The organism is Bacillus sp. FSL W8-0770 (genome assembly GCF_038008705.1).
GTDB lineage: Bacteria > Bacillota > Bacilli > Bacillales > Bacillaceae_G > Bacillus_A > Bacillus_A cereus.
The window spans coordinates 2,030,019-2,054,298 of the sequence record NZ_JBBOZR010000001.1; the positions used below are offsets into that span (position 1 = coordinate 2,030,019).

The following is a 24,280-nucleotide window of genomic DNA, read 5'->3' on the forward strand; positions in this document are numbered from 1 at the left end:
TAGAGAGGGTGATTCATATTGATTCGAACTTTTATTTTACAAATTCCTTGTCATAGAAGATTAGATAGGAGTTTTTTTAAACTACAAAAGTACATACCTTTATGTGCGCGTTGTACAGGCATGCTCATTGGTATTTTAATGTTTCCAATTTATTTTTATATGACACCTTCATTTCTTTTGGCAATCATACTATCATTTTTCGCTCAAATTCCGTTACTTATCGATGGGTTCACCCAAAAGTGGAAATGGAGAAGTAGCTCAAATTTGCTAAGAATAACTACTGGTGTATTAAGCGGTAATGGTATGGGATTATTCATTTCCTCTAGTGTTATATGGATATTAACTTAAGATATATAGTAATGGAGGTATTTACATAGATGTTCTGGATTTATTTAATTCTAATTTTTATTTCAGGCGGAAGTGGAATTGGTTTTATGATTCAAAATAAGTATACAGAAGCAATAATAGCTTTTGTTATTTGTATACTATTGTTTGGGCTACTGTATTATTATCTTAAAAGAAACAAAAGAAAGAGAAAAGCAGATTGTGACGATTTAGACTGTACGGATTGTTTTGATTGTGATTGTACTTGTTAAATTTTTCTTCCAAATAAAAAGCTAGTGTATTATTAAAAATACACTAGCTTTTTTGCTTTGAAATTTTAAGAAAAGTGTAGGAATACGGCTATTATATAGAGAACTTTAGTTTTGTATATAAAAGGAGGCGGGAAAATAATCTGTTTTGAACCACATTGGATTTCTAATATGGCTTCTTATTTACTAGATGGGGAGAAACAATCGGAATTTATTCAGCTAGGTGTTTTGCAGAAATTATTTGAAAGTGATACGCAAAGAAATGGTAAAGATGGCAATATAGGCATGAAAATACCGATATATTTAAGTGAATTAGGTGTGAAAAATATTGAATGTAGAGTAAGCGATAAAGTGAACTTTTTAGATTCAAATATGCATCACAATGATAAAAACGATTTGTATCAATCATTAAAAGAAGAGGGGATTGCAGGTGATCCGGGTGATAAGCAACAATTTGTAGAACGTTTAATAGCCAGAGGATTAACATATGATAATGCGCTAGCTCAATATGAAGCTGAACTACGATTTTTTTAAATATTTCATGTGTATTCTTCTTTTGTATACGCTCCCAATATGAAAATTACATTTGGTGACATAGTTTGTTAAAAGGTATGATGTATAAGGCTTGTCGTTTAATGTCGATAAGTCGATATTCGACATATAATCGCTGATATATGTTAAGAATCGGTCGATATAATTTGAAAATCGCCGATAAAATGAAAGAATCGCTGATATATTTGAATTATCGCCGATATAATTTTATGTACTAATTTCAGCTTCTACAAGATTAAAACCGCATGTTCCGTTATTCCATATAATTAAACAAAATACGGAGAAAAACAATCATTTTTACTATATTTTGTTATAAATTTGAATAATATTAATTAATAACATCTATTATAAGAGATTTTAGTTGAATACATACTATATGGTGTGTAAAATCTAAGCAAGTAGCAGTTTAAATATAAATTCGAGGTGAATGCATGCTAGATTTTAAGCAGTTAGAAACTTGTTTAAAAGACAAGAGATTTGTAGATGGATTACAGGAAATAAATAATGAAATTGCATATATAAAAGAAACGAATACTTTATCCTATGTGAAGAATTGGCTTGCCAATATTCCTTCGCATAAGGAGTTCGATATATTAATTCGCCTTACTGATGAAGGGCTTATGCACCAATACAGTTCATTCCTCATTCGTTACGCTTATAAAAAATTCCCAAATATGAGAACGCTCTCTTTATATTGTGATGAGTTAATTGATGAGCGGAAAATTCTTGAAGCAGAGCAGTTGTTAAAATCTTCTTTAGAAGAGTTAAGTAAAGAAGAAATAGATGCAGATTTTTTAGCGAAAACATATTTTACGTTAGTACGATGTCTTTTAGAAATGAAACGAAACGAAGAAGCGTTAATGTATATGCAAAAAGCAGAGGAGTACAGTGCGCGCGCAGTGTTTGATAAATGGGGCTACGTTTATATGCATACAGGTGAATGGGAGAAAGCGGAAAAACAATTTATTGCTGGCATGCAGCATGAAGATTGTGAAGAGTTATCTACCTATTTATTATCACAATTGTATGCGAATAAAGGAGAACAAAAACGCGCGATACAGTTAATCGATGATGCGATTGTAAAATTCCCACAAGTACCATATTTTCATTTTGAGAAGATAAAGTATTTATTAGATTTAGAGCAATATGAAGAGATGTTAGCGGTAATAGATAATATAAATACTCAGCTGCCATATCATGCCTATAATACTTACTTTGTACATTTACGTGCAGAAGCGCTGTACAAAATGAATAAATTTGCAGATTTACAAAAACTATTAAAAGAAGAAAAGAGTTTAAAAGAATCTTTATATCATAATTTAGAAAAAAATCCGGATGGAAAAAAGGTTCACTTGCCGATAGTTCCTATTGTACAAAAGGATAATTATTGTGTTCCGACAAGCTTAGAGATGATGTTGCGTATATGGGGAGAGAAACGTACACAAGATGAAATAGCAGAGTTTATTTTTGATATGACAGGTTCGAAGTTTTCAGATACTGTTTCTTATTTAGAAGAATTAGGTTATGAATATCGTTATTTTAAAGGGAATGAAGAGAATTATAAGAGACTGATTGACGAAGGAATTCCTGTTTTATTAAGTATAGATATTGAGCATGCTTCACACGTACAAGTTCTATCTGGATATGATGATACATTGCAAGCTTTCTATGTTCAAGATCCAAACTTTATAGAACCAGTTCTTGTGGAATATAGTAAATTACAAGAAAAATATCGTTATACAGGCTGTTTAGCAATCACGTTTGTTCCGAAAGAAAAGAAGGAGCAACTAGCGTTTCTAAGTGAAGAAGAAAATCGTTACTTTAAATCTATTTTTTCTCTTACGGATCATTTAGATGAACATGACAAAGAGGGAATTAGTAACTTAGTACAATTTTTAAAAGAAACGAGTGATAATCCAAATACGTGGTTATATACGATAAAGCACTTAGATGTTGAAGTAGATAAAGAATTTATTTTATATTGTATCGATAAGTTAATGGAAAAGTTTCCGAACTCGGACTTTGTTAAATTGCATGGTGCACAGTGTTTTATTCGTCTTCAAGAAGTAGAGAAAGCGGAGCAAATGCTGACAAGCGTTGAGAAGAAAAATAATCGTGCTTTATATCATTTAATAAACGGAAGATATGCGTTTGAACAGGAAAGTTATCTAGAAGCGATTTCAAGCTTTCGTTCATCGTTACAATTAGACGCAGATCAGCCTATTGCTTGGAGTTTTCTCGCTTTATCCTATATGTATATTGATCAATCTGAAAAAGCATTGCAATACTCTCAAGTTGCGTTAGAGCGTAGTCCTGAAAGGTTCACTTTAACAAATCACGGTTTAATATTAATAGATTTAGAAAGATATGAAGAAGCATATGAAATCTTTAATGACTTGTTAAAAGAGTATAAATATGAAGCGCATGTATGGTATGAACGAGCGAGATGTGCACATCAACTAGGGAAATTATATTTAGCAATAAAAGGGCTTAAAGTAGCGATTCATTTGGATAGTAATGCACCTTACATTTATACGAAACTTTCGGAAATATACGAATCTGATTTGAAGGATGAGGAAAGTGCGAAAGAAATTTTATTAAACGGTATTGAGAATTGTGATGATAAAGCACCTCTTTACGTAAAATTAGGTGACTATCATTTTCAAAATGATAGCTTGGAAGAAGCAGAAGTATTGTATAAGCGTGCTTTAGAAGAAAATGATGAGGATGTTTATTCTCACTTCGGACTTACACAAGTTTATATGGCAAGAGAACAATATAAGGAAGCAAAAGAATATATTCTTGGTCTTGAGAAGCAAATTGAAAAGAGCCAAGATTTCCTCATGAATGCAGGAATGGTTTTATGGGATGCTGAAATAGAACTTGGTGGAAATGAAGAAGGATTTAAAGTAGCGCTATCTAAGTTAGAAAATGGTATAAAGAAAAGTGATTATAATGTAGCAAGTGCGTTAGATGAATATGTGAATCGAATTAAAGGAACGGAATTTGTACAACGAGGTATAGCATTTTTAAGAACGTTACACAAAGAAAGAAATGAAGTAAGTGAGTACGGTTGTTATGCAGGTATTTTATATGAATCTATTGGACAGTACGGCCAAGCGATGAAAAGATATAATAAGGCGATAGAACAAATGGAAACGGCATTACCGTATTACCGAATTGGCGAAACACTTATGGCATTAGGGCAATTGACGGAAGCAAAGCAGGCGTATGAAACATGTTTAGAGCTTAATGGGAATTTCGTAGGTGTACATTTACAGCTTGCGGAAATATACGAAAAAGAAGAAAACCGTTCTAAAGAACAAAGTCATATGGTTCAGGCGATGAAAGAAGAGCCGTTGCATATTAATATGGAATATTTGGCACAGCTTTCAGTAGAAATGAACCTTCAGGAAGAATTGCTGATTGAACTAGAACAATTAGCGGACGAAGTACCTGAAATATGGCGTTTAGATGCGATTGCATATGTGTACGGAGCGATGAATGAAACAGATAAAGAACAAGCACAGATTGAATACGCGCTACAATTAGATGGTGAGCATATAGAAGTACTATATCATTATGCAAAAGTATTAGTGAAAAAAAGAAATGTAAAAGCAATTGAAGTTGCAATGAAAGTAATACAAAAAGATTTTGATAATGAACGTATATTTGATGTTTATGTAAAAGCAGTAGAGCAACATAAAAAATTGTCTAACATACGAGATTTTCTTCATACATTAAAGGTGAAAAAAGCAGAAAGAAGTACAGCATTCATGTATGCTGCAGCTGCGGTTACGGAAATATGGATTGAACGCCAGCTGCATGAACAGCCGAAACGATCTATCATTACGAGAGCTTTTTATCGTATGAAAAATCGTGCGAAAGAAATTTCAATGGTTACTATGATAATTGATTTATATGAAATCTCTTTAAAGTTAAATCCGAAAAATAGTATGGCAGCACAGCGATTTGCGCTATTTTATGAGAATGTAGAGATGAATAAAGAAGCAATAGAGATTCTGCACACGTCACTAGAAAATAAATGGGATTACGACGTAGCGAAGCAACTTGTAAATCTTTTCGTTGAGTGCGAGGAAGAAGATATGTTAAGAGATGCTTTGGAATTAACGAAACAAATGGTTCGAGAACTACCAGATGATTATGATACTCTTCTTCTGCAAGCACAAGTATTCTTTAAAGCAGGGGAAGAAAGAAAAGCAGAAAAGATTATCTTACAATTAACAGAGCAAACACCGTTTGTAAGTAGAGCATTTCTTGCTTTAGGAGAAATATATCAAAGTCAAGAAAGGTTTGAAGAGGCAATTCATGTATTAGAAAATGCTTCTGTACATCATCCAAATGAAACAGCAATTCTTCTTTCTTTAGCATCTTCATATCATGGTGTCGGCCAAACGATAAAGGCAGAAAAAATAACAAATGAAGTATTAATAATTGACGCGAGTGATTTGTTAGCAAGATATGATCGTGCTTGTTATTTAGCGCAGTTAAATAGAAATGAAGAGGCGAAGGAAGAGCTTGAATTTGTCCTTCGTGAGGATGAATCGGGATTCTTTGCTGAACTTATTGAGGATGATGAAAATTTAGCAGCATTGCGAGAATTTGAAAAGTAATTGTATAAGAATAGGGAAAAAAGATAAGGATATATTTTGAATTAGTTGACAATTAGTTGCTAAATGGCATAAAATAACTTTTAACAAAGTATACAAATCTGAAGACGAGAAAGAGTAAAATAGTGAGCTGCTCTCCAGAGAGCCGGTATATTGCTGAAAGCCGGTGTGCAGACGTTATTTGAAAATCATCTCCGAGGAGCCGAGGCTGAAAGTAAGTAAGCCCGGACGGATGTCTACCGTTACAAAGAACACGTATGATAGTACGTTGCTAAGTGCTATTAGTGAAAAAGCTAATAGAATTAGGGTGGTATCGCGGGTAAACCCGTCCCTACTTTATAGGGACGGTTTTTTTGTGTGCTTTAAAATATTCAAAGGAGTGATTGTATATGGAAAAAGTAGATGTAAAAGAATCAGCTGTAGGAAGAGAAATGCGAATTCGCAAACAGTGGAACGAACAAAATATTTTCGAACAATCAATTCAGAATCGAGAAGGCGCACAGTCTTTCGTATTTTATGAAGGACCACCAACGGCGAACGGACTACCGCATGTAGGTCATGCACTTGGACGAACAATTAAAGACTTAGTAGCAAGATATAAAACGATGGCTGGTTATAAAGTGTCAAGAAAAGCGGGATGGGATACACATGGTTTACCTGTAGAATTAGGCGTTGAGAAGCAACTTGGTATTTCTGGTAAACAAGAGATCGAAGAATATGGCATTGAACCATTTATTCAAAAGTGTAAAGAGAGTGTTTTCACATATGAAAAGCAGTGGCGTGAATTCACTGAAAGCATCGGTTATTGGGTAGATATGGATGATCCATATGTAACTTTAAAGAATCCATATATCGAAAGTGTATGGCATATTTTGGGGACAATCCATGAAAAGGGATTGTTATATAAAGGACATAGAGTCTCACCATACTGCCCAAGCTGCCAAACCTCATTGAGCTCACATGAGGTTGCACAAGGGTATAAAACAGTAAAAGATTTAAGTGCAACTGTGAAGTTTAAAGTGAAAGATAGTGAAAATGAGTATTTTTTAGGTTGGACCACAACACCTTGGACACTTCCAGCAAACGTTGCGCTTGCTGTCCATCCAAATATGGAATACGTTAAAGCAAAACAAGAAGGTCATGTATATATTGTTGCGAAAGAACGTGTACAAGAAGTATTAAAAGAGAACTATGAAGTATTATCTGTTCATAAAGGCGAAGAATTATTAAACACATCTTATACAGCGCCATTTCCGATGAAAGAAGTTACAAATGGTTACCGCGTTATTGCAGCAGATTTTGTAACGGGAGATAGTGGTACAGGACTTGTTCATATTGCTCCAGCATATGGAGAGGACGATTATAGAGTCGTTCAAAGTGAAGGATTGTCATTCTTGCACGTTGTAGATGAAAAAGGTGAGTATACAGAAGCGGTACCATTTTTGAAAGGGAGATTTGTAAAAGATTGTGACGTGGATATCGTTCGTTATTTAGCGAAGGAAGGTTTACTGTATCATAAAGAAAAATATGAACATAGCTATCCGCATTGCTGGCGTTGTGATTCACCACTACTTTATTATGCAGGAGAAAGTTGGTTAATCCGAACAACTGCAATTAAAGATACATTTTTACAAAATAATGATTCTGTTACTTGGTATCCGGATCATATGAAACATGGACGTTTTGGTAAGTTTTTAGAAAATATGGTGGACTGGAATATTAGCCGAAATAGATATTGGGGAACACCATTAAACGTGTGGGAATGTGAAAGTTGTAATCATCAGTTCGCACCGAAGAGCATTGCCGAATTAAGAAAGCATAGTACGAAAGAAACACCGGAAGATTTGGAATTGCATAAGCCGTATGTAGATGAAGTGCAAGTCTGCTGCGAGAAATGCGGAGGCACAATGAATCGTACACCAGAAGTAATTGATGTTTGGTTTGATAGTGGTTCTATGCCATTTGCACAATATCATTACCCATTTGAAAATAAAGAGTTATTTGAAGAGCAGTTTCCAGCGGATGTTATTGCAGAAGGAATTGATCAAACACGCGGCTGGTTTTATAGTTTATTAGCAGTATCAGCACTATATACAGGAAAAGTACCGTATAAACGAGTGTTATCACTAGGGCATGTTTTAGATGAAGAAGGGCAGAAAATGTCTAAAAGCAAAGGAAATGCACTAGATCCAGTTGATTTAGTAGATAAGTTTGGTGCAGATGCGCTAAGATGGGCTTTACTTGTTGATAGTGCCCCGTGGAATGCGAAGCGTTTTTCTGAAAGAACAGTACTGGAAGCGAAATCTAAATTTGTAGATACATTAGTCAATGTGTATAGCTTCTACGTTTTATATGCAAATTTAGATGAGTATAATCCGAAAGAAAAGTATGATGTAAAGCTTACAAAATTAGACGAATGGGTATTATCAAGATTGCATAGTACAACGAAAAAAGTGAGAACTGCACTTGATGATTATCAATTTACGAATGCAGCTCGTGAAATTGCAGCACTTGTAGATGAAGTGAGTAACTGGTATGTAAGACGCTCACGTAATCGTTTCTGGGAATCTGGTATGAACGCTGAGAAAGCAGCTGCGTATGAGACACTTCATGAAGTGCTTGTAACAATTAGTAAATTAATTGCACCATTCACACCGTTTGTCGCGGAAGACATTCATCTTAATTTAGAAGGAAGTAGCGTTCATTTAGCTGATTATCCAGTTGTAAATGAATCACTACTTCAGCCGAAATTAGAAGCGGAAATGGATGCTGTTTTACAAGTTGTTGAACTTGGAAGAAGTAACCGTAATCAGCATTCTTTAAAAGTAAAACAGCCGCTAGCAGAACTTGTATTACTTGAGCATAACGAGAATGATATGGATTGGGAATCTTATCGTGATATCGTTATGGATGAGTTAAATGTAAAAGCATTCCATGTTGAACTCGATGAAACAAAATACACATCATATCAATTGAAGCTTAATTTTAAAACAGCGGGGCCGAAATTCGGTAAAAATGTGAATGCAGTGAATGGTTGGCTAAAACAATTATCACAAGAAGAAGTACAAAACTTTGTATCAACAGGAAGAGCAGTTTACGAAGCAACACCAGGAGAAGAAGTAGTTGTAACTGCTGAAGATGTGCTAGTTGAGAAAGTTGCAAAATCAGGATTCTCTAATACGACTAACGGACAATATACGGTTATGTTAGATACGAATGTAACGGAAGAATTGTTGCAAGAAGGAGTAGCGCGTGAATTCATTCGTGCGGTTCAAGAATATCGTAAACAGTTGAATTTACCAGTTAATTTACGAGTCGATGTTATTCTTGATACAGAAGTAGAGCTACAGCGAACGTTAACGAACCATAAAGATTTATTGGAAGAAAACTTACTCGTTAAACAATTTACATTTGGTCACTTAACGAACGAAGACGATGAACTTTCTTTAGGTGAAACAAAACTTAGAATTAAATTAAGTGCAGCTAATTAAAGAAAAAAGGAAGTTGGAATGATTCCAACTTCCTTTTTGTATGATGGAAATTTATCCGGCTAATTTCCTCATAATCCATTCGATAGGACCTCTAGAAAATTTCTTTCTCCATAACACACTAATTAAAATGCTGAAAATGAAAAATGCAGTAGCAAATAATAAAACGAATAGTAGTGATTGATTTTCCATTCTATTTAATAGAATTAATGTCCCAATACCGATAAATACATGACTGACATAATGAGTTAATGTTAATTGTCCTGTTTGCACAATGGAAGTGACAAACCAATTATTTCTATATTTTTCAGCGATATAGAGGCAAATGATTAATATAGCAATAGAGGATCCTGTAGCAGATAAAATATATAATACATTTGGTAAGATGGGTCCTGTATTAAATAAAAATGTGGCGGTCTCTCTGCCGATGTATGGAATAAAAAAGTGTGTAAGTCCTTTTGATAAAAGTTCTGTCAATATTGTGATTGTAATACCGAGTAAGAGTAATCTTTTTTTTATTTTTTTATTATGAAGATCTAACCTGCCAATTAACATACCGATTAAGAAGAACGAGAACCAAGGGAAAATAGGGTGATAGCCATTAAAGAATAAGTTGCGAAGAAAACCCTTTATTGTCCAGAAGTCTACATAATTTATAAATGGAGTTGGACCTACCCAACCCTCGAAAGTATTGAAAGTAAGCTGAAGAGATTGTGCGAACAATAAAATAATGATAGAAAGAAAAAGTAATAGTTTTTTGCGTACTGTCATGAGTAATGCAGCAACGAAAAGGTAAACACCATAGTAGTGTAATATATCCCCAGTCCACTCCATTACATATAGTAGTAATCCTAAAATAAATAAGAAAAGTGATCGTTTCCATATGGTCTTTCGGCTATTAGAAATTTTTATTTGTTCATTGCTAGCAACGGCTGACCTAGTCATTAAAGTTATACCAATGCCAGCAAGTATAACAAACAAAGCAGAGGCTCTACCTTCAAATAGTGACATGAAGGTTATTAAAAAAGGGGGACCATTTCCTTCTGCACCTGTTATCACCATGAAATTAACAAGTAGCATACCAAACATCGCCCAAGCTCTAGCAAAATCTAAGCCGATAATGCGTTTTTTTGTATTCACTTCAACCCCTTCTTTCAAAAATGTTATTTACAGCTTCAATCCAAATTTGTTTATAATCTATCTTTGCATCAATCATCATAAAATTTCCGATATTATCAAGCACTAATGCTAACATATGAGCTTTTGAAACTAGATTTTTATTTTCAATTAATTGAAGTTCATTTGCTTTTGTAAGGAGTACTTCAAATCCATGTAAGTATTCTGTTTGCACAGTTAGTAATCGATCTTTGTACATCTTGTTTCTTGAAGATAGTAATACATATTCTTGTAACACTCGGTTAAAATAAGGGTCGTTTCGCTGTTCATCAATTATTTTAAGGCCAATTGCAATACATTTTTCAATAAAATTTGATTTTGTAAACTCTTCTGTATGGAAATAGGAAGAGAACTGCATAGCTTTACATAATTCAGTAAAAATACATTCAATTAAAGCATCTTTAGACTTAAAGTAGTAATATATAGATGGTTTTGCGATACCAACCTCCTCACCAATCATCGTATAAGTTGTTTTAACAATACCGTACGTAGCAAAAAGGCGATAACTTGCTTCCATTATTGAAGAGAGTGTTTCTTCACTTTTACTCATATAGATCCTCCTAAAAAAAGGTTATTTAAATCGTATCATTTACAAGTGCTTTTTTCAACCTACCGTTAGGTAAAAAAATAGTCTATTTTTTTAAACAGTAATATGAAAAGCTTTAGGGATAAGGAATGGATTTAGAAATTTCTTTCTAAAGTATTGTGTTCACTTTACACATAAATATTGAGAAAATTTCACTTACCCTAAATGGAAAGGTAATAGAAGTGTTCATAGAGAATTACTCGTAGATTCAATTTTTATCCATCCGTTTTGCGGGGAATGATTGCCTAGTGGTAATGGGATAAGGTTGAGCTACTTTATTAGGGGGAGTGGTTCTATGTTTAATAAAAAAATGGTGGCAATGGCAATGACCGTGCCGTTAGTAATGGGGACGATTTCTACGGTTTCGGCATTGGAAAAACAACAGCAAGTAAAGTTAGAAGCTTATTCGCCACAGAAAAAAGCAACTGAATATTTAAAAGAAAATGCTGCGCAGTATGGATTGAAAACAGACCTTTCAGACTTGCAATATATTTCTACAACAGAAACGTCAGTAGCTTCATATGTTAGGTTCCAACAAGTTGTTAATGGTGCACCTGTATTTTCAAAACAAATAACAGTTACGCTTAACGGAGAGGGAAAGGGAGTACTCGCTGTTTCTGATTATCAGCCTGTTACAGGTGTGAAGGAAGTAACGACAAAAATTAGTGAAAAAGATGCAATACAAAAATCAATGGCGTATGTTGGAGAAGCAAGTGAGCAAAATTTATGGGCTCCTACAGATAAAGAGTTCGGATATATTGTTGAAGAAGGAATTGCTCGTCCAGTATATAAAGTTGTAGTCCATTCTAATAATCCATTTGGTGCATGGGAAACATTTATTGATGCAGAAAATGGAAAGTTAATTAAAAAGGTTGATATAAACCGAAAAGCTGAAGGGTCAGGAAAAGTATTTTTACCTAACCCAGTCGTATCTAGCGGTAGTAAAGTAGGCTTAAAAGATAATAACGATGCAGATTCAACAGCTCTAACGAACCAACTGAAAACTGTTACGTTAAAAGGTTTAGATGGAACAGGATTTTTAATTGGAGAATATGTAACGATTTCTTCAAAAGCGAAAACAAAATCTACGAATTTACAATTTAACTATACACGCGCAAATGATAGCTTTGAAGATGTTATGTCGTACTATCATATCGACACATTGCAACGTTACATTCAAAGTCTAGGTTTTAAAAATATTAATAACCGTTCGATAAAAGTGAATGTTAATGGTACAACTGATGATAACTCATTCTATTCTCCATCAACAAAAGCTTTGACTTTCGGTACTGGGGGTGTTGATGATGCAGAAGATGCTGGTATTATCGCACATGAATATGGGCATTCGATTCAAGATAACCAAGTTCCTGGCTTTGGTAGTTCAGCAGAAGGTGGAGCGATGGGAGAAGGATTTGGCGACTTCTTAGGTGCTACATATGAAGACGCAGTATCGACTACTGGATATGGTAAAGCATGTGTTGGAGAATGGGATGCGACAGCTTATTCTAGTTCAGATCCAACATGCTTACGCCGATTAGATACGAATAAAGTATATCCGAAAGATATAACGAATGAAGTGCATGATGATGGTGAAATTTGGGCTCAAGGCCAATACGAAATGGCACAAGCTTTTGGCCGTGATGTAGCAACAAAAATCATTTTACAATCACACTGGTCATTAACACCAAACTCTAAATTCAGTGATGGAGCGAAAGCGATTAAGCAAGCGGATGCTCTTTTATATGGCGGACAACATGCTGCTGATATCGATCGCATTTGGGCAGCGAGAGGCATTAGTACGAATTAATATAAAAAGTCGTGGCATTTATAAGCCACGACTTTTTAATTTGCTTAAGAACTGGTACTAGTAAATAAAGCTATATCAATGATAGTGTGAATATATCCGTATCCCATTTACTTTTTAGCTTCTTTAAAAACAAAATGCTCTTTAAATTTTCTAGATTCAACTTTTTGACCATTTCGCATCGATCGGAATGGGTGTTCTTGCCATGTAATAATAACATCAACTTCATCTGCTTTTGTAGCAACGGGTAAATTAGCGTGTTCAAATCCAGTTTTTCCACTTGCCAAACGACTTTCCTTTAGGGAAAAGAGTTCATATTTCGTTTTCTTATTTGGTTCGTTGCGGAATACTTCGACGTTTACATTATATACTTCACTATTCCCGACATTCTTTACTGAAAAATGATATGTTTGAAATTCATCTTTTTTAGCTTGAAGCATATTCTTGTTTGTTTTTTTCGGTTTATCAATATTCACTTGCCATTGATCAGAGTTTTGAGAGATTGGTAAAGATTTTGGTGAATAGGCATACGTTTCGTTTACTACAATTAAGCAAAATAAAAGGAGAAAGAAACTAATTGCTTTTTGCATATACACACCTCGCTTTAAAATTTTTATTAATATGCGTAAATGAATTAGTTTTTATGTAAAAATTGGAAAATATTAAAGGTGTAATTTTGGATGTAATACATAAGAATATGTATTACAAAATTAACTTTTCACACTTTAGAAGAAGTTAGGAGTTATAAAACCAGAATGTTTCAAAAAAAGCTTGCGTTTTATAAGGTAAGGAGTTAGAATACTCTGTAAATATAAAAAGTGATGATCAGGAAAAGTACATGGTGCAAAGGTCTACAGAGAGCAGCCGGTTGCTGGGAAGGTTGCGATACCGCATGATGGAAAGACACCTGTGAGTGTTGCTTTGAACGTGATTATTAGTAAAAGCAAACGGTACCTACCGTTATCAGGGCTAAGATGGTCAGTATGACAATTTGGGTGGTACCGCGGAAAAAAATCCGTCCCTATTTATAGGGGCGGATTTTTGTATTCTTTGAAAGGGGGTGAGTGACCGTGGATGATGACGATGACAACAATAACGTAAATAAATATAAAATTACTGGAGGGAAAAATAATGGATTCAATAATGAAGCGTTCACTCACAAAAGAATGTAAAAAGCAAAGTGGAAAGGTTGTATTACTTCAAGGATGGGTAAAAAAGATTCGACATCTTGGAAATGTTAGTTTTTTATTATTACGGGACAGAACAGGAGTAATTCAATGTGTATTAGAAAATGAATTGGCTGGATATAAAGTTGATGTAGAAAGTGTCGTCCACGTAATTGGTGAAATAGTCGAGACATCGAAAACAGAATTGGGTGTTGAAGTACTTGCTCATGAAGTGAAAGTAATAAACGGTGCAGAGCCACTTCCATTTGAAATAAATAAAAAGAAGTTACAAGTTGGCTTAGATCAACTACTTAATGAGCGAGTAATATCATTAAGGCATGAGCGAACCGCAGCGATTTTTAAAGTGAAATCTACACTCGTTCAAAGCTTTAGTGAATTTCTTATAGAGAACGATTTCACACGAATATTTACGCCGAAAATTGTTTCGCAAGGGGCAGAAGGAGGAGCAAATGTTTTTAAGCTTCCATACTTCCAAAAAGAAGCTTATTTAGCACAATCACCACAGTTCTATAAGCAAATGATGGTGGCAGGTGGGTTAGAACGAGTTTTTGAAATTGCACCTGTATATAGAGCGGAACATCATAATTCTTCCCGTCATTTGAATGAATATATATCGTTAGACGTAGAGCTTGGTTTTATTCATGATTTTTATGAAGTGATGCAACTAGAAACGGATGTTTTACGATATATGTTTCAACAAGTAGCGAAAAAATGTGAAATAGAACTACAACTATTACAAATAGAAGTACCTGTTATTACTGAAATACCTAAAATTACATTGTTAGAAGCACAAGAAATTTTGAAAAGTAAGTATCGTAAAGAATCTCCTGTAGGGGATTTAGATACAGAAGGTGAAAAGTTACTAGGGAAATATGTGAAGGAAATATATAATAGTGAATTTGTTTTTATTACGCATTATCCGAAAAAAGCGAGACCGATGTATACGATGCCGAATAAAGAGAATCCAGCTATTACTGATTCATTCGACTTATTATATAAAGGATTAGAAATAACGTCAGGGGCACAGCGAATTCATAATTATGAAATGTTACTCGCTTCGTTTAAAGAAAAAGGATTACACCCAGATAAATTTCAATCTTATTTAAATACATTTCGATATGGTTGTCCACCACATGGAGGTTTCGGAATTGGGTTAGAAAGGGTTGTATATAAACTTTTAGAATTAACAAATGTACGAGAGGCGAGTGCTTTTCCGAGAGATTGTACTCGTCTCATACCGTAAAAAGAATCTTCGCGATTATCGCGAAGATTCTTTTTTTATAGTTCGTTTAAAAAGGTGAAAATATAGACTCTTTCTTTTTCTAATAAGCTTAGTAAAAGTCAGTTGAAATATGAACTATTTCGACAAAAAAATCAATATACCCTTGACAGTTACAAATATAACAGATATACTTCATATTAATTTCAAAAGAAAATATATTCTAAATATTAAAATGTGTTGAATAGGAGTAGTAAGGTCATGTATTTGTACAGAGAGCTATGGGTTGGTGTGACATAGTCAAATGACATCCTGAACTCGCCTAGGAGCAGTAAGGTGGAACGGAATTACATTCTTAGTAAATCTTAACGGTTAACCTTCGATATTAGGTTTGTAATCAAACGATTACTACTAAGGTGGATTCATAATGGAATCAATAAGGGTGGTACCGCGTTAAGTAAATGGCTTAGCGTCTCTTTATATAGAGATGCTAGGCCATTTTTTTATTATATGGAAGAAGAAATGGAGGGTTTATTTGAATAGGTTTATAAAATTTATTTATTTATATAAAAAGATTTAATTGGGAGGAAAATGAGATGAAACAGACGGAGCAATGGACTTCAAAATTAGGTTTTATAATGGCGGCAGCCGGATCAGCAATTGGACTTGGTGCGATATGGAAGTTTCCTTATATCGCTGGGAAGAGTGGGGGAGGAGCGTTCTTTTTAATATTTATATTATTTACTGTTTTAATTGGACTACCGCTACTTATAGCTGAATTTATGATTGGACGCAGTACGCAGAAACAAGCAGTTGGAGCATTTAAAAGCATCGCACCAAATACAGGATGGCATTGGATTGGACGCCTTGGTGTTGGAACTTGTTTTATACTACTTTCGTTTTATAGTGTTGTAGGTGGATGGGTATTAATTTATTTATTCAGAGGAATAACTGGACAACTGATTACTCCAGGACAAAATTACGGTACATTATTTACTGAAACAATTGGGAATCCTGCTTGGGCTATTATGGGACATTTCGCTTTTATGTTCACTACGATATGGGTTGTATCAAAGGGTGTACAAAACGGAATTGAAAAAGCAAGTAAATATATGTTGCCAGCATTGTTCGTTTTATTTGTCGCTCTTATTATTCGTTCGTTAACACTTGATGATGCAATGAAAGGTGTGAAGTTTTTCTTACAACCAGATTTCTCAAAGATTACTTCGGAAAGTATTTTGTTCGCAATGGGGCAATCATTCTTTGCAATTAGTATCGGGATTTCAATTATGGTTACGTATAGTTCCTATTTAAATAAAAAAGAAAGTTTACCAAAATCAGCAATAACAATTGTTGGATTAAATTTATTTGTTTCATTATTTGCAGGTCTTGCTATTTTTCCAGCCGTATTTTCATTAGGAATGGAGCCAACAGAAGGACCTGGATTACTGTTTATCGTATTACCATCTGTATTTAGTCAAATCCCATTCGGTGGATTTTTCTTAACAGTATTTCTTGCACTATTTACATTTGCGACATTAACATCAGCATTTTCTCTACTAGAAACTGTTGTTTCAGCATTAGCAAATGGTGAACAAGAAAAGAGAACGAAATTATCATGGCTGATCGGTTTCGGCATTTTCTTAGTAGGTATACCATCAGCGTTATCATTTGGAGTATGGAGTGATATTACGATTTTCGGAAAGAATATTTTTGATGCAGTAGACTTTTTATCTAGTAATATATTAATGCCACTTGGAGCACTATTTATTAGTATTTTTGTTTCATTCAAAATGGAAAAGAAGGTACTAGAAGCAGAGTTTTTTGTAGGTGGAAATTATGGAAAGAAAGTATTTACTTGTTGGGCATTTTTACTTCGATTTGTAGCACCACTTGCAATAATTATCGTTTTTTTAAATGTAATAGGGATTATTTAATATTAAATGTTATAATATTCAGTAAAAAAAGTGTGATGATCATAAAGGAAAATTTGATAGAAGCAGGGAAATATATGAATATTAGAGGGAAAAAGCTATACGTTGAAACACATGGAAATCCTAAAAATAAGCCAGTCTTATACTTGCATGGTGGACCAGGAGAAAGTTGTTATGATTTTTCATTTCATCAAGCGGAACGTTTAAAAGATTCTCTATATGTAATTATGATAGATCAAAGAGGTGTTTGTCGCTCAGAAGAAATTACTGAAGACGAAGCTTTTGGATTAAATGATTTGATTGAAGACTGTGAGGAATTAAAAAAAGTATTACAAATTGAGAAGTGGTCTATAATTGGACACTCTTTCGGTGGATATGTAGCATTGCTTTATGCGTCGATATATCCAAGTTCAATAGAGAAAATAATATTTGAAGGACCAACTTTTGATTTTGCATTAACAAGTAGGGCTTTGTTACAAAAGACAGGACATTTATTAAAAAAGTATGGAAAAGAAGAAGTAGCAAAAGAATGCTTTGCTTATTCATCTAGCGATGCTAGTTCAGAAGAGTTGTTAGAAGCTTATATAAGATTAAGCGCTGAATTAGAAGAAAAAAGAATGGAGATTTACAATAATAAGGAAGATAGGACAGATGAGAGTTTATACAGTGATGAAGAGTGGGAAAAATTTTCAAATCGCTCCAAAATTCACTTTGATAGATTAAAATTAGAGGGAGCATGTCATACATCATTATTATCAAAAATAAAAGATGTACAAAATCTAATGTTATTAATAGTAGGAAAACATGATGTAGTAACGTGTGAAGAACAAATTAAAACATTTAATAAAGATGCCCGAAACGGCAAGTATATCGTATTTGAAGAGAGCGGTCATTCACCTCATTATGAGGAAGCAGATAGATTTGCAGAAACAGTCATACATTTTTTGAAATGAAGAAAAGGGTGCTTCTATAAATGAGAGGCACCCTTTCTAAATTTCTGGATATGTGATTGTGATGTTAGGCCACTTACTTTGCCAATTCTTTTTTATAACTCTGTTTTTGTACATATGTAATCGTTCTTTCGATTCAAGAAAATGAGCTGTTGGTTTCACTTGTAAGGTAAGGACATCTTCAATACCACATGGGGCTGTTAAGATAACGTTGTTTAGTTCATCAAGTGTAACTCCTAAAGCCGTTGCTGTTTCAGGGAATTTAGAAATAGCATTAACAGAAGAAGAATATGGTGGCATATTATTCACTACATGCATACGAGCTTGATTTTTTACAGACCAAGGGATAGTAGCATCAATATTCATTAATTTCGTTTCTAATGATTGTTCGTATATCTCATCTTGATGTAGACTATCATAATAAATCACATCAACATCAGGCATAGCCGTTTTAGCTTCATAGTCATGTAAAGTATCCCAAATTTTAGAACGAACAAATCCGGCACAAATCCACCAATCAGGTAGCTCTAGTGATTTTGCCATTTGTAATACATTCATCATCCATTCGTCGTTTTCTATTAAGCGAATTATATCTTTCTCTGTTTTGATCTTCATTGATAAATTCACCTTTCTAGTAAATTAATGCATCAGTTCAATAATCCATAAAATCCAGTAAGCACCTGGTACAAATAGCAGTTGTGCTAATAATGTGCCGAGAAGTCTAGAAATCATTAGCCAACCATACATTTTACTCATAGATTCAGCACCGCTTTCTGATTGTAGAGCACGTTCTGTTAAAAGAGCAATGCGTGGATCGAGTAATACAGTTAATAAAATAGTGGCGAAACCATTTACAAGGCCAGAAGCTGTACTTGCATTTGTTGCATAATCTGGATTTAAAAAAGAAGCGTAAAGGGCTGAAAGTACCCCTGCTGTATAAATAGCAGTAGCAAACATGTTAATAAGCATAATACGCTTTGGAATACCACCGATACGCAGTCTATGAATCATTTCTAACTTTGGAAAACGGACATATTTTTTTGTGTACTTTAATTTTTGAATGTTATTCGTTTTCATCATTCGAATGAAAGAACCGTCTGTTTCAAAGTTTTGAATGACATATCCAAATAATTTTGTCAAAGTTGGATAAAGAATGATCGCGATTAATGTACCGATAGAAGCCGATAATAGTACGAGTCGTATAATATGCTCTAAATTAATAGAAGAATCTAGTTTTGCTTCATCGACAATACCACCGATTAAAAAGGCTTGTAGTAAGTTTGATGTTCTTGAAATAAGTAACACCATTCCTACAACAGACAAGGCAACCGCAATCTTTTTTAAACGTACTCCAGCTAATCGAATACTATAAGAGCTTGTTTCAACTGCGTGGATCACAATTGTGAAAGCCATTATAAAAATTAACGTAATTGACATTTGTTTCACCAGTTTCTATTAAAATAATTGTAACTTTTTTACTGTATCATATCTATCGTATTTTGTAACTGAAAGTATGTGACATATGGAAATTGATTTTTCGAAAAAATAGATAATAATAGTATAATAGGGAGAAGTGGAAGAGATGTTAGCACTTATTTATACAGCAAATTAAGTGGAGGAATGAAGCATGTATAAAACATTTCTATTTGATTTAGATGGAACTTTAACGGATCCGAAAGGAGGGATTGTAAACTCGGTTTTATATGCATTAAAAAAAGTAGGAATTGAAGAAGTACATATAAGTGAGTTAGATTCATTTATAGGTCCTCCTATTCAGCAATCATTCATAGAGAGATATAATATGAGTGAAGGAGAGGTTGAACGTGCTGTTTTTTACTTCCGTGAGTATTTAAAGCAGCGTGGATTGTTTGAAAATAATGTATACGAGGGGATTCTGAAGCTCTTGCAACAATTAAAAAGTTCAGGGAATCGCATATTCGTAGCAACTTCAAAGCCCACTGTATTTGCGAAACAAGTTATAGAGCATTTTCAATTAACGAATTATTTCGAAGACATCATTGGAAGTAATTTAGATGGTACGAGAATAAAAAAAGAAGAAATAATTGCTCATATTTTACAAACACATGAAGAACTAAATAAAGAAGAAATGATAATGATTGGTGATAGAAAGCACGATATAATAGGTGCGAATCAGAATGGAATTGCTTCAATTGGTGTTTTATATGGCTATGGCTGTGAAAAAGAACTGACTGAAGTTAGTGCGACCTACATAGTGAAAGATGTTGAAGAACTGTATCATTTTTGTGTAGAGAAAAATTTAATACAGCAGTAAATATAGATTCTAGCAATCCCTTTATAACGTATGACGATGAATTCGTTTCTGTTTAAAGGGATTTTTCATATGTAATCGAATAATTATAATTAGACATTTTTAGCATAAAAATTTGTATGAATAAGAGGAGGGATGTCAGAATTAAAAGTTTAGTAGAAATTTATCAATAAAATTTAGAATATTCTGTTTAACGGAGGGGTAAAATTGGAGTTAGTTATTATATTATTAGCACTAAGTTTACTTATGTTCGTAGCATACAGAGGTTTTTCTGTTATTTTATTCGCGCCGATATTTGCATTATTTGCAGTATTTTTGACAGAACCTAGTTATGTATTACCTTTCTTTTCTAATATCTTTATGGAGAAAATGGTTGGATTTATAAAATTATATTTTCCTGTGTTTTTATTAGGAGCAATATTTGGAAAAGTAGTGGAAATGTCAGGAATTGCAGATTCTATCGCAAAAACAATTATTGAGTTAGTTGGTGAAAAACGTACTATATTAGCGATTGTATTAATGGGGGCTATTTTAACGTATAGTGGTGTTAGTGTGTATGTAGTAGTGTTTGCTGTTTATCCGTTCGCAGCTAAGTTGTTTCGACAAGCTAATATTCCAAAGCGTTTAATCCCTGGAACGATTGTTCTTGGAGCAGTAACGTTTACAATGGATGCGCTACCTGGATCACCACAAATTCAAAATGTAATACCTACAACATTTTTTAAAACGGATATTTATGCTGCACCGATACTTGGGATTGTAGGAGCAATTTTTGTTCTTACATTAGGTTTACTATATTTAGAGAGTAGACGTAAGAAGGCAAAAGCAGCAGGTGAAGGATATTTTGGTTTTAATGATGGAAATACTGAAATGGCAGCATCTTTGCAAGTAGAACAAAAAAATATGCCATTAATTAATAACATTGAAATCACAAGAGCACAACAACTTATTGCATTTATACCACTTATTTTAGTAGGTGTAATGAATAAAGTGTTTACTATTATGATACCAAAGTGGTATCCAAGCGGTTTTGATTTTTCTGCAATTGGTATGAAAGCATTTGGAAAAGTAGAATTAAGTGCAGTGGTAGGAATTTGGTCTGTAGAATTGGCACTTATTATAGGGATCTTAACAACGTTATTATTATATTGGAAGCGAGTAGTAACAGGTTTCCAAGCTGGATTGAATACAAGTATTGGTGGAGCGCTACTTGCAACGATGAATACAGGAGCTGAGTTTGGATTCGGTGGTGTCATTGCAGCACTTCCAGGCTTCGCAATTATGAGAGATGGCATCTCTGCTACTTTCACAAATCCGTTAGTGAATGGTGCAGTAACGACGAATATTTTAGCTGGAATTACAGGCTCGGCATCAGGAGGAATGGGAATAGTATTAAGCGCAATGGGAGATAAATTTATTGCAGCGGCCAATCAATTTGATATTCCATTAGAAGTTATGCACCGTATCGTATCAATGGCATCAGGAGGAATGGATACACTACCACATAACGGGGCTATTATTACTATTCTTACAGTAACAGGATTAACACATAAACAGTCATATAAAGATATATTTGCTATTACAATTTTGAAAACGGTTGCTGTATTTTTAGTTATCGCATTCTATACTTTAACAGGACTCTATTAAAAAATTTGAATCGTAAAGATTCATCAAATCGATAATTTATATTATAAAATATTAATTAGGATAAGAAGGGGTGGGGGACTTGCAAGAGGTTTCTGAGTTTCGTATGCCAAAGTCGGTATTATATGGAAGAAATTCGCTTGAAAAACTGGGAGAACAATCAAAAAAGTTAGGGAAAAAAGCTTTTATAGTTACTGATACAATTATGGAGAAATTAGGATATGTTGAAAAGTGTATACAACAACTAAATAAGAAAGGTATTACTGTTAGCACATATAATAAAGTGGATGCTGAGCCTACAAATATACACGTATTAGAAGCGTTATCTCTTTGTAAAGAGGAAAAGTGCGATTTTATTATCGGTATTGGTGGTGGAAGTTGTATTGATGCTGCGAAAGCGGTAGCGGTTTTATATACAAATGGTGGAGAAGTTGAGGATTATGTCCAAAAGGATATTGAAATAGAAAACAATCCACTACCACTTATTGCAATTCCAACAACTTCTGGTACTGGTTCGGAAGTTACAAGTGTAGCAGTAATTACGAATAAAAAAACAGATGTAAAAATGATGATGAAGCATCCTAGTTTTATACCGAAAGTAGCAATTATAGATCCAGTTTTGACAAGTTCGTTACCACCACAAATTACGGCAGCAACAGGAATAGATGCGTTATGTCATGCGATTGAAGCTTATATTTCTAAATTTTCACAACCACTTACAGATGTACTTGCTCTTTCAGCTATTGAAAGTATTATGAAATATTTACGTATAGCATATGAAGATGGACATAATATGGAGGCAAGAGAAGCGATGATGATTGCTTCCTTACAAGCTGGAATTGCATTTTCGAATGCATCAGTTACATTAGTTCATGGAATGTCAAGGCCAGTGGGAGCATTATTTCATGTACCGCATGGAATATCAAATGCCATACTATTACCTACAGTGTTAGAGTTTACAAAAACAAGTGCAGTGAAAAGGTTAGCAAAAATTGGACGTAACTTAAATAAGGATTTGTATTCGAATTCTGATGAGGAAGTAGCAGACTATACGATTGGGGAAATAAAAAAGCTTTGCTATGATCTTCGTATTCCAAATTTAAAAGAATACGGTATCGATGAAATTGAATTTGAAAATGCTATCTCTAAAATGGCATCAGATGCAATTGAAAGTGGTAGCCCAGCAAATAACCCACGTGTTCCATCATATGATGAAATCAAAGAGTTGTATCGAGAGTGTTTTAATTATAAGTATAAAGAATTTATAAAAATATCAGATTATTAATTTCAGAATATTCTATAAAAATTTCCTTGGAAATGAAAGTACAATTATTCTATATACGTTAAAACAAGACTTTATATTCCAAACTTAAAGTCTTGTTTTATTGTGTATAATATACATAATAAAATGTTGTTATTAGTTTTATAAAAAAAGTTTAGGTAGGTGTTTGTTTATATGAAAACGATAGGTCTTATAGGTGGTATGAGTTGGGAATCAACTTCTGAATATTATCGAATTATTAATGAAGAAATAAAAGAGAGATTAGGAGGACTACATTCAGCAAAATGTTTGATTAATAGTGTGGATTTTGAAGAGATTGAACGATGTCAGTCTAGCGGAGATTGGGATGGTGCTGGAGAAATTCTAGGGAATGCGGCATATTCATTACAAAAGGGAGGAGCAGACTTTATAATCATTTGTACAAATACAATGCATAAGGTAGTTGGAAAAATAAAGGCGAAAATTGATATTCCAGTCTTACATATTGCTGATGCAACTGCAAAAGAAATTAAAAGAAAAGACATTCAAAAGGTTGGTCTGCTTGGAACTAAATATACAATGGAGCAAGATTTCTATAAGTCACGTATAGAAGAAAATAATATAAAAGTAATAGTACCATCAGAAAAAAATAGAAAAGAAATAAATAAAGTAATATATACAGAATTATGTTTAGGAAAAATAGTATCTCAATCTAGAGAATATTATAAAAGAGTCATCGAAGAGTTAGTGCAAAAAGGAGCACAGGGAATCATATTAGGTTGTACAGAAATAGGGTTATTAATAAAGCAAGAAAACGTATCTGTCCCGATATTTGATACAACTCATATACATGCAATTGAAGCAGTCAAGGTAGCTCTAGATAGAGTATAATTATATTATGTAAACTTTATTCGTATATCTGGAAAACATTCAGAAAATATTTTATAATGTAAGTGGTTACATTT

General features: G+C 33.7%; 17 protein-coding genes, 1 pseudogene and 3 other annotated features. Of the genes and pseudogenes, 13 read left to right on the forward strand and 5 right to left on the reverse strand.

Annotation, left to right across the window (positions count from 1 at the left end):
* Positions 1-18 precede the first annotated feature (18 nt).
* The 5 genes and pseudogenes from NST27_RS10550 (at position 19) to ileS (ending at position 9,267) form a co-directional block, all read left to right on the forward strand.
* Complete coding sequence (locus tag NST27_RS10550) at positions 19-348, forward strand: DUF2085 domain-containing protein (RefSeq protein ID WP_000621476.1); 330 nt, start codon at positions 19-21, stop codon at positions 346-348.
* A 29-nt stretch (positions 349-377) separates the two neighbouring features.
* Positions 378-596, forward strand: coding sequence for a hypothetical protein (locus tag NST27_RS10555; RefSeq protein ID WP_000498601.1), 219 nt, complete (start codon positions 378-380; stop codon positions 594-596).
* Between the two features lie 117 nt (positions 597-713).
* Positions 714-1,199, forward strand: a pseudogene (locus tag NST27_RS10560) (class I SAM-dependent methyltransferase); the annotation flags it as partial.
* A gap of 377 nt (positions 1,200-1,576) precedes the next feature.
* The gene (locus NST27_RS10565; protein ID WP_047386046.1) at positions 1,577-5,779 is read left to right on the forward strand and encodes a bacteriocin-processing peptidase family protein; all 4,203 of its coding nucleotides are present in this window, start codon (positions 1,577-1,579) and stop codon (positions 5,777-5,779) included.
* Between the two features lie 92 nt (positions 5,780-5,871).
* Positions 5,872-6,112: a binding site (T-box leader), on the forward strand.
* Positions 6,113-6,165: 53 nt separating this feature from the next.
* Positions 6,166-9,267, forward strand: a complete 3,102-nt coding sequence (gene ileS / locus NST27_RS10570) for an isoleucine--tRNA ligase (protein WP_047386048.1) — start codon at positions 6,166-6,168, stop codon at positions 9,265-9,267.
* A 51-nt stretch (positions 9,268-9,318) separates the two neighbouring features.
* Here the strand turns inward: ileS and NST27_RS10575 are convergent, their stop codons facing one another.
* Both NST27_RS10575 and NST27_RS10580 read right to left on the reverse strand, forming a co-directional pair.
* Entirely contained in the window at positions 9,319-10,404 is a 1,086-nt protein-coding gene (locus NST27_RS10575; protein ID WP_001093123.1) for a DUF418 domain-containing protein, read from the reverse strand.
* 1 nt (position 10,405) lies between these two features.
* On the reverse strand, positions 10,406-10,990 hold the full coding sequence (locus NST27_RS10580) for a TetR/AcrR family transcriptional regulator (protein ID WP_000045224.1): 585 nt from the start codon (positions 10,988-10,990) through the stop codon (positions 10,406-10,408).
* Positions 10,991-11,321: 331 nt separating this feature from the next.
* Between NST27_RS10580 and NST27_RS10585 the strand changes: the two genes are divergently transcribed.
* On the forward strand, positions 11,322-12,833 hold the full coding sequence (locus NST27_RS10585) for a M36 family metallopeptidase (protein ID WP_000482274.1): 1,512 nt from the start codon (positions 11,322-11,324) through the stop codon (positions 12,831-12,833).
* 107 nt (positions 12,834-12,940) lie between these two features.
* Here NST27_RS10585 and NST27_RS10590 read toward each other — a convergent pair whose 3' ends face one another.
* Positions 12,941-13,420, reverse strand: coding sequence for a hypothetical protein (locus NST27_RS10590; RefSeq protein WP_001167912.1), 480 nt, complete (start codon positions 13,418-13,420; stop codon positions 12,941-12,943).
* Positions 13,421-13,642: 222 nt separating this feature from the next.
* Positions 13,643-13,856: a binding site (T-box leader), on the forward strand.
* Positions 13,857-13,961: 105 nt separating this feature from the next.
* On the opposite strand from NST27_RS10590, the gene aspS reads away from it, so the two are divergent.
* The 3 genes from aspS to NST27_RS10605 all read left to right on the forward strand — a co-directional run bounded on the left by aspS (position 13,962) and on the right by NST27_RS10605 (position 18,123).
* Positions 13,962-15,260, forward strand: a complete 1,299-nt coding sequence (gene aspS, locus NST27_RS10595; protein WP_047386050.1) for an aspartate--tRNA(Asn) ligase — start codon at positions 13,962-13,964, stop codon at positions 15,258-15,260.
* Between the two features lie 207 nt (positions 15,261-15,467).
* Positions 15,468-15,716 (forward strand) — a binding site (T-box leader).
* A 116-nt stretch (positions 15,717-15,832) separates the two neighbouring features.
* The gene (locus tag NST27_RS10600; protein WP_047386052.1) at positions 15,833-17,173 is read left to right on the forward strand and encodes a sodium-dependent transporter; all 1,341 of its coding nucleotides are present in this window, start codon (positions 15,833-15,835) and stop codon (positions 17,171-17,173) included.
* A 74-nt stretch (positions 17,174-17,247) separates the two neighbouring features.
* Positions 17,248-18,123, forward strand: coding sequence for an alpha/beta fold hydrolase (locus tag NST27_RS10605; protein WP_047386054.1), 876 nt, complete (start codon positions 17,248-17,250; stop codon positions 18,121-18,123).
* Between the two features lie 36 nt (positions 18,124-18,159).
* On the opposite strand, the gene NST27_RS10610 is transcribed toward NST27_RS10605, so the two are convergent.
* Positions 18,160-18,735: a nucleotidyltransferase family protein gene (locus NST27_RS10610; protein ID WP_047386056.1), complete on the reverse strand. Its 576-nt coding sequence runs from the start codon at positions 18,733-18,735 to the stop codon at positions 18,160-18,162.
* Between the two features lie 24 nt (positions 18,736-18,759).
* Positions 18,760-19,557: a lipid II flippase Amj family protein gene (locus NST27_RS10615; RefSeq protein ID WP_000028915.1), complete on the reverse strand. Its 798-nt coding sequence runs from the start codon at positions 19,555-19,557 to the stop codon at positions 18,760-18,762.
* Positions 19,558-19,747: 190 nt separating this feature from the next.
* Here NST27_RS10615 and NST27_RS10620 point away from each other — a divergent pair, with 190 nt between their 5' ends.
* From NST27_RS10620 to NST27_RS10635, 4 genes are all read left to right on the forward strand, one after another.
* Positions 19,748-20,413: an HAD family hydrolase gene (locus NST27_RS10620; protein WP_047386058.1), complete on the forward strand. Its 666-nt coding sequence runs from the start codon at positions 19,748-19,750 to the stop codon at positions 20,411-20,413.
* Between the two features lie 204 nt (positions 20,414-20,617).
* A complete protein-coding gene (locus tag NST27_RS10625; protein ID WP_000424327.1) occupies positions 20,618-22,057 on the forward strand; it encodes a GntP family permease in 1,440 nt (479 codons plus the stop codon).
* A 79-nt stretch (positions 22,058-22,136) separates the two neighbouring features.
* A complete protein-coding gene (locus tag NST27_RS10630; protein WP_001158661.1) occupies positions 22,137-23,339 on the forward strand; it encodes an iron-containing alcohol dehydrogenase in 1,203 nt (400 codons plus the stop codon).
* Positions 23,340-23,510: 171 nt separating this feature from the next.
* Complete coding sequence (locus tag NST27_RS10635) at positions 23,511-24,206, forward strand: aspartate/glutamate racemase family protein (RefSeq protein WP_000848571.1); 696 nt, start codon at positions 23,511-23,513, stop codon at positions 24,204-24,206.
* The last annotated feature ends 74 nt before the right edge of the window (positions 24,207-24,280 follow it).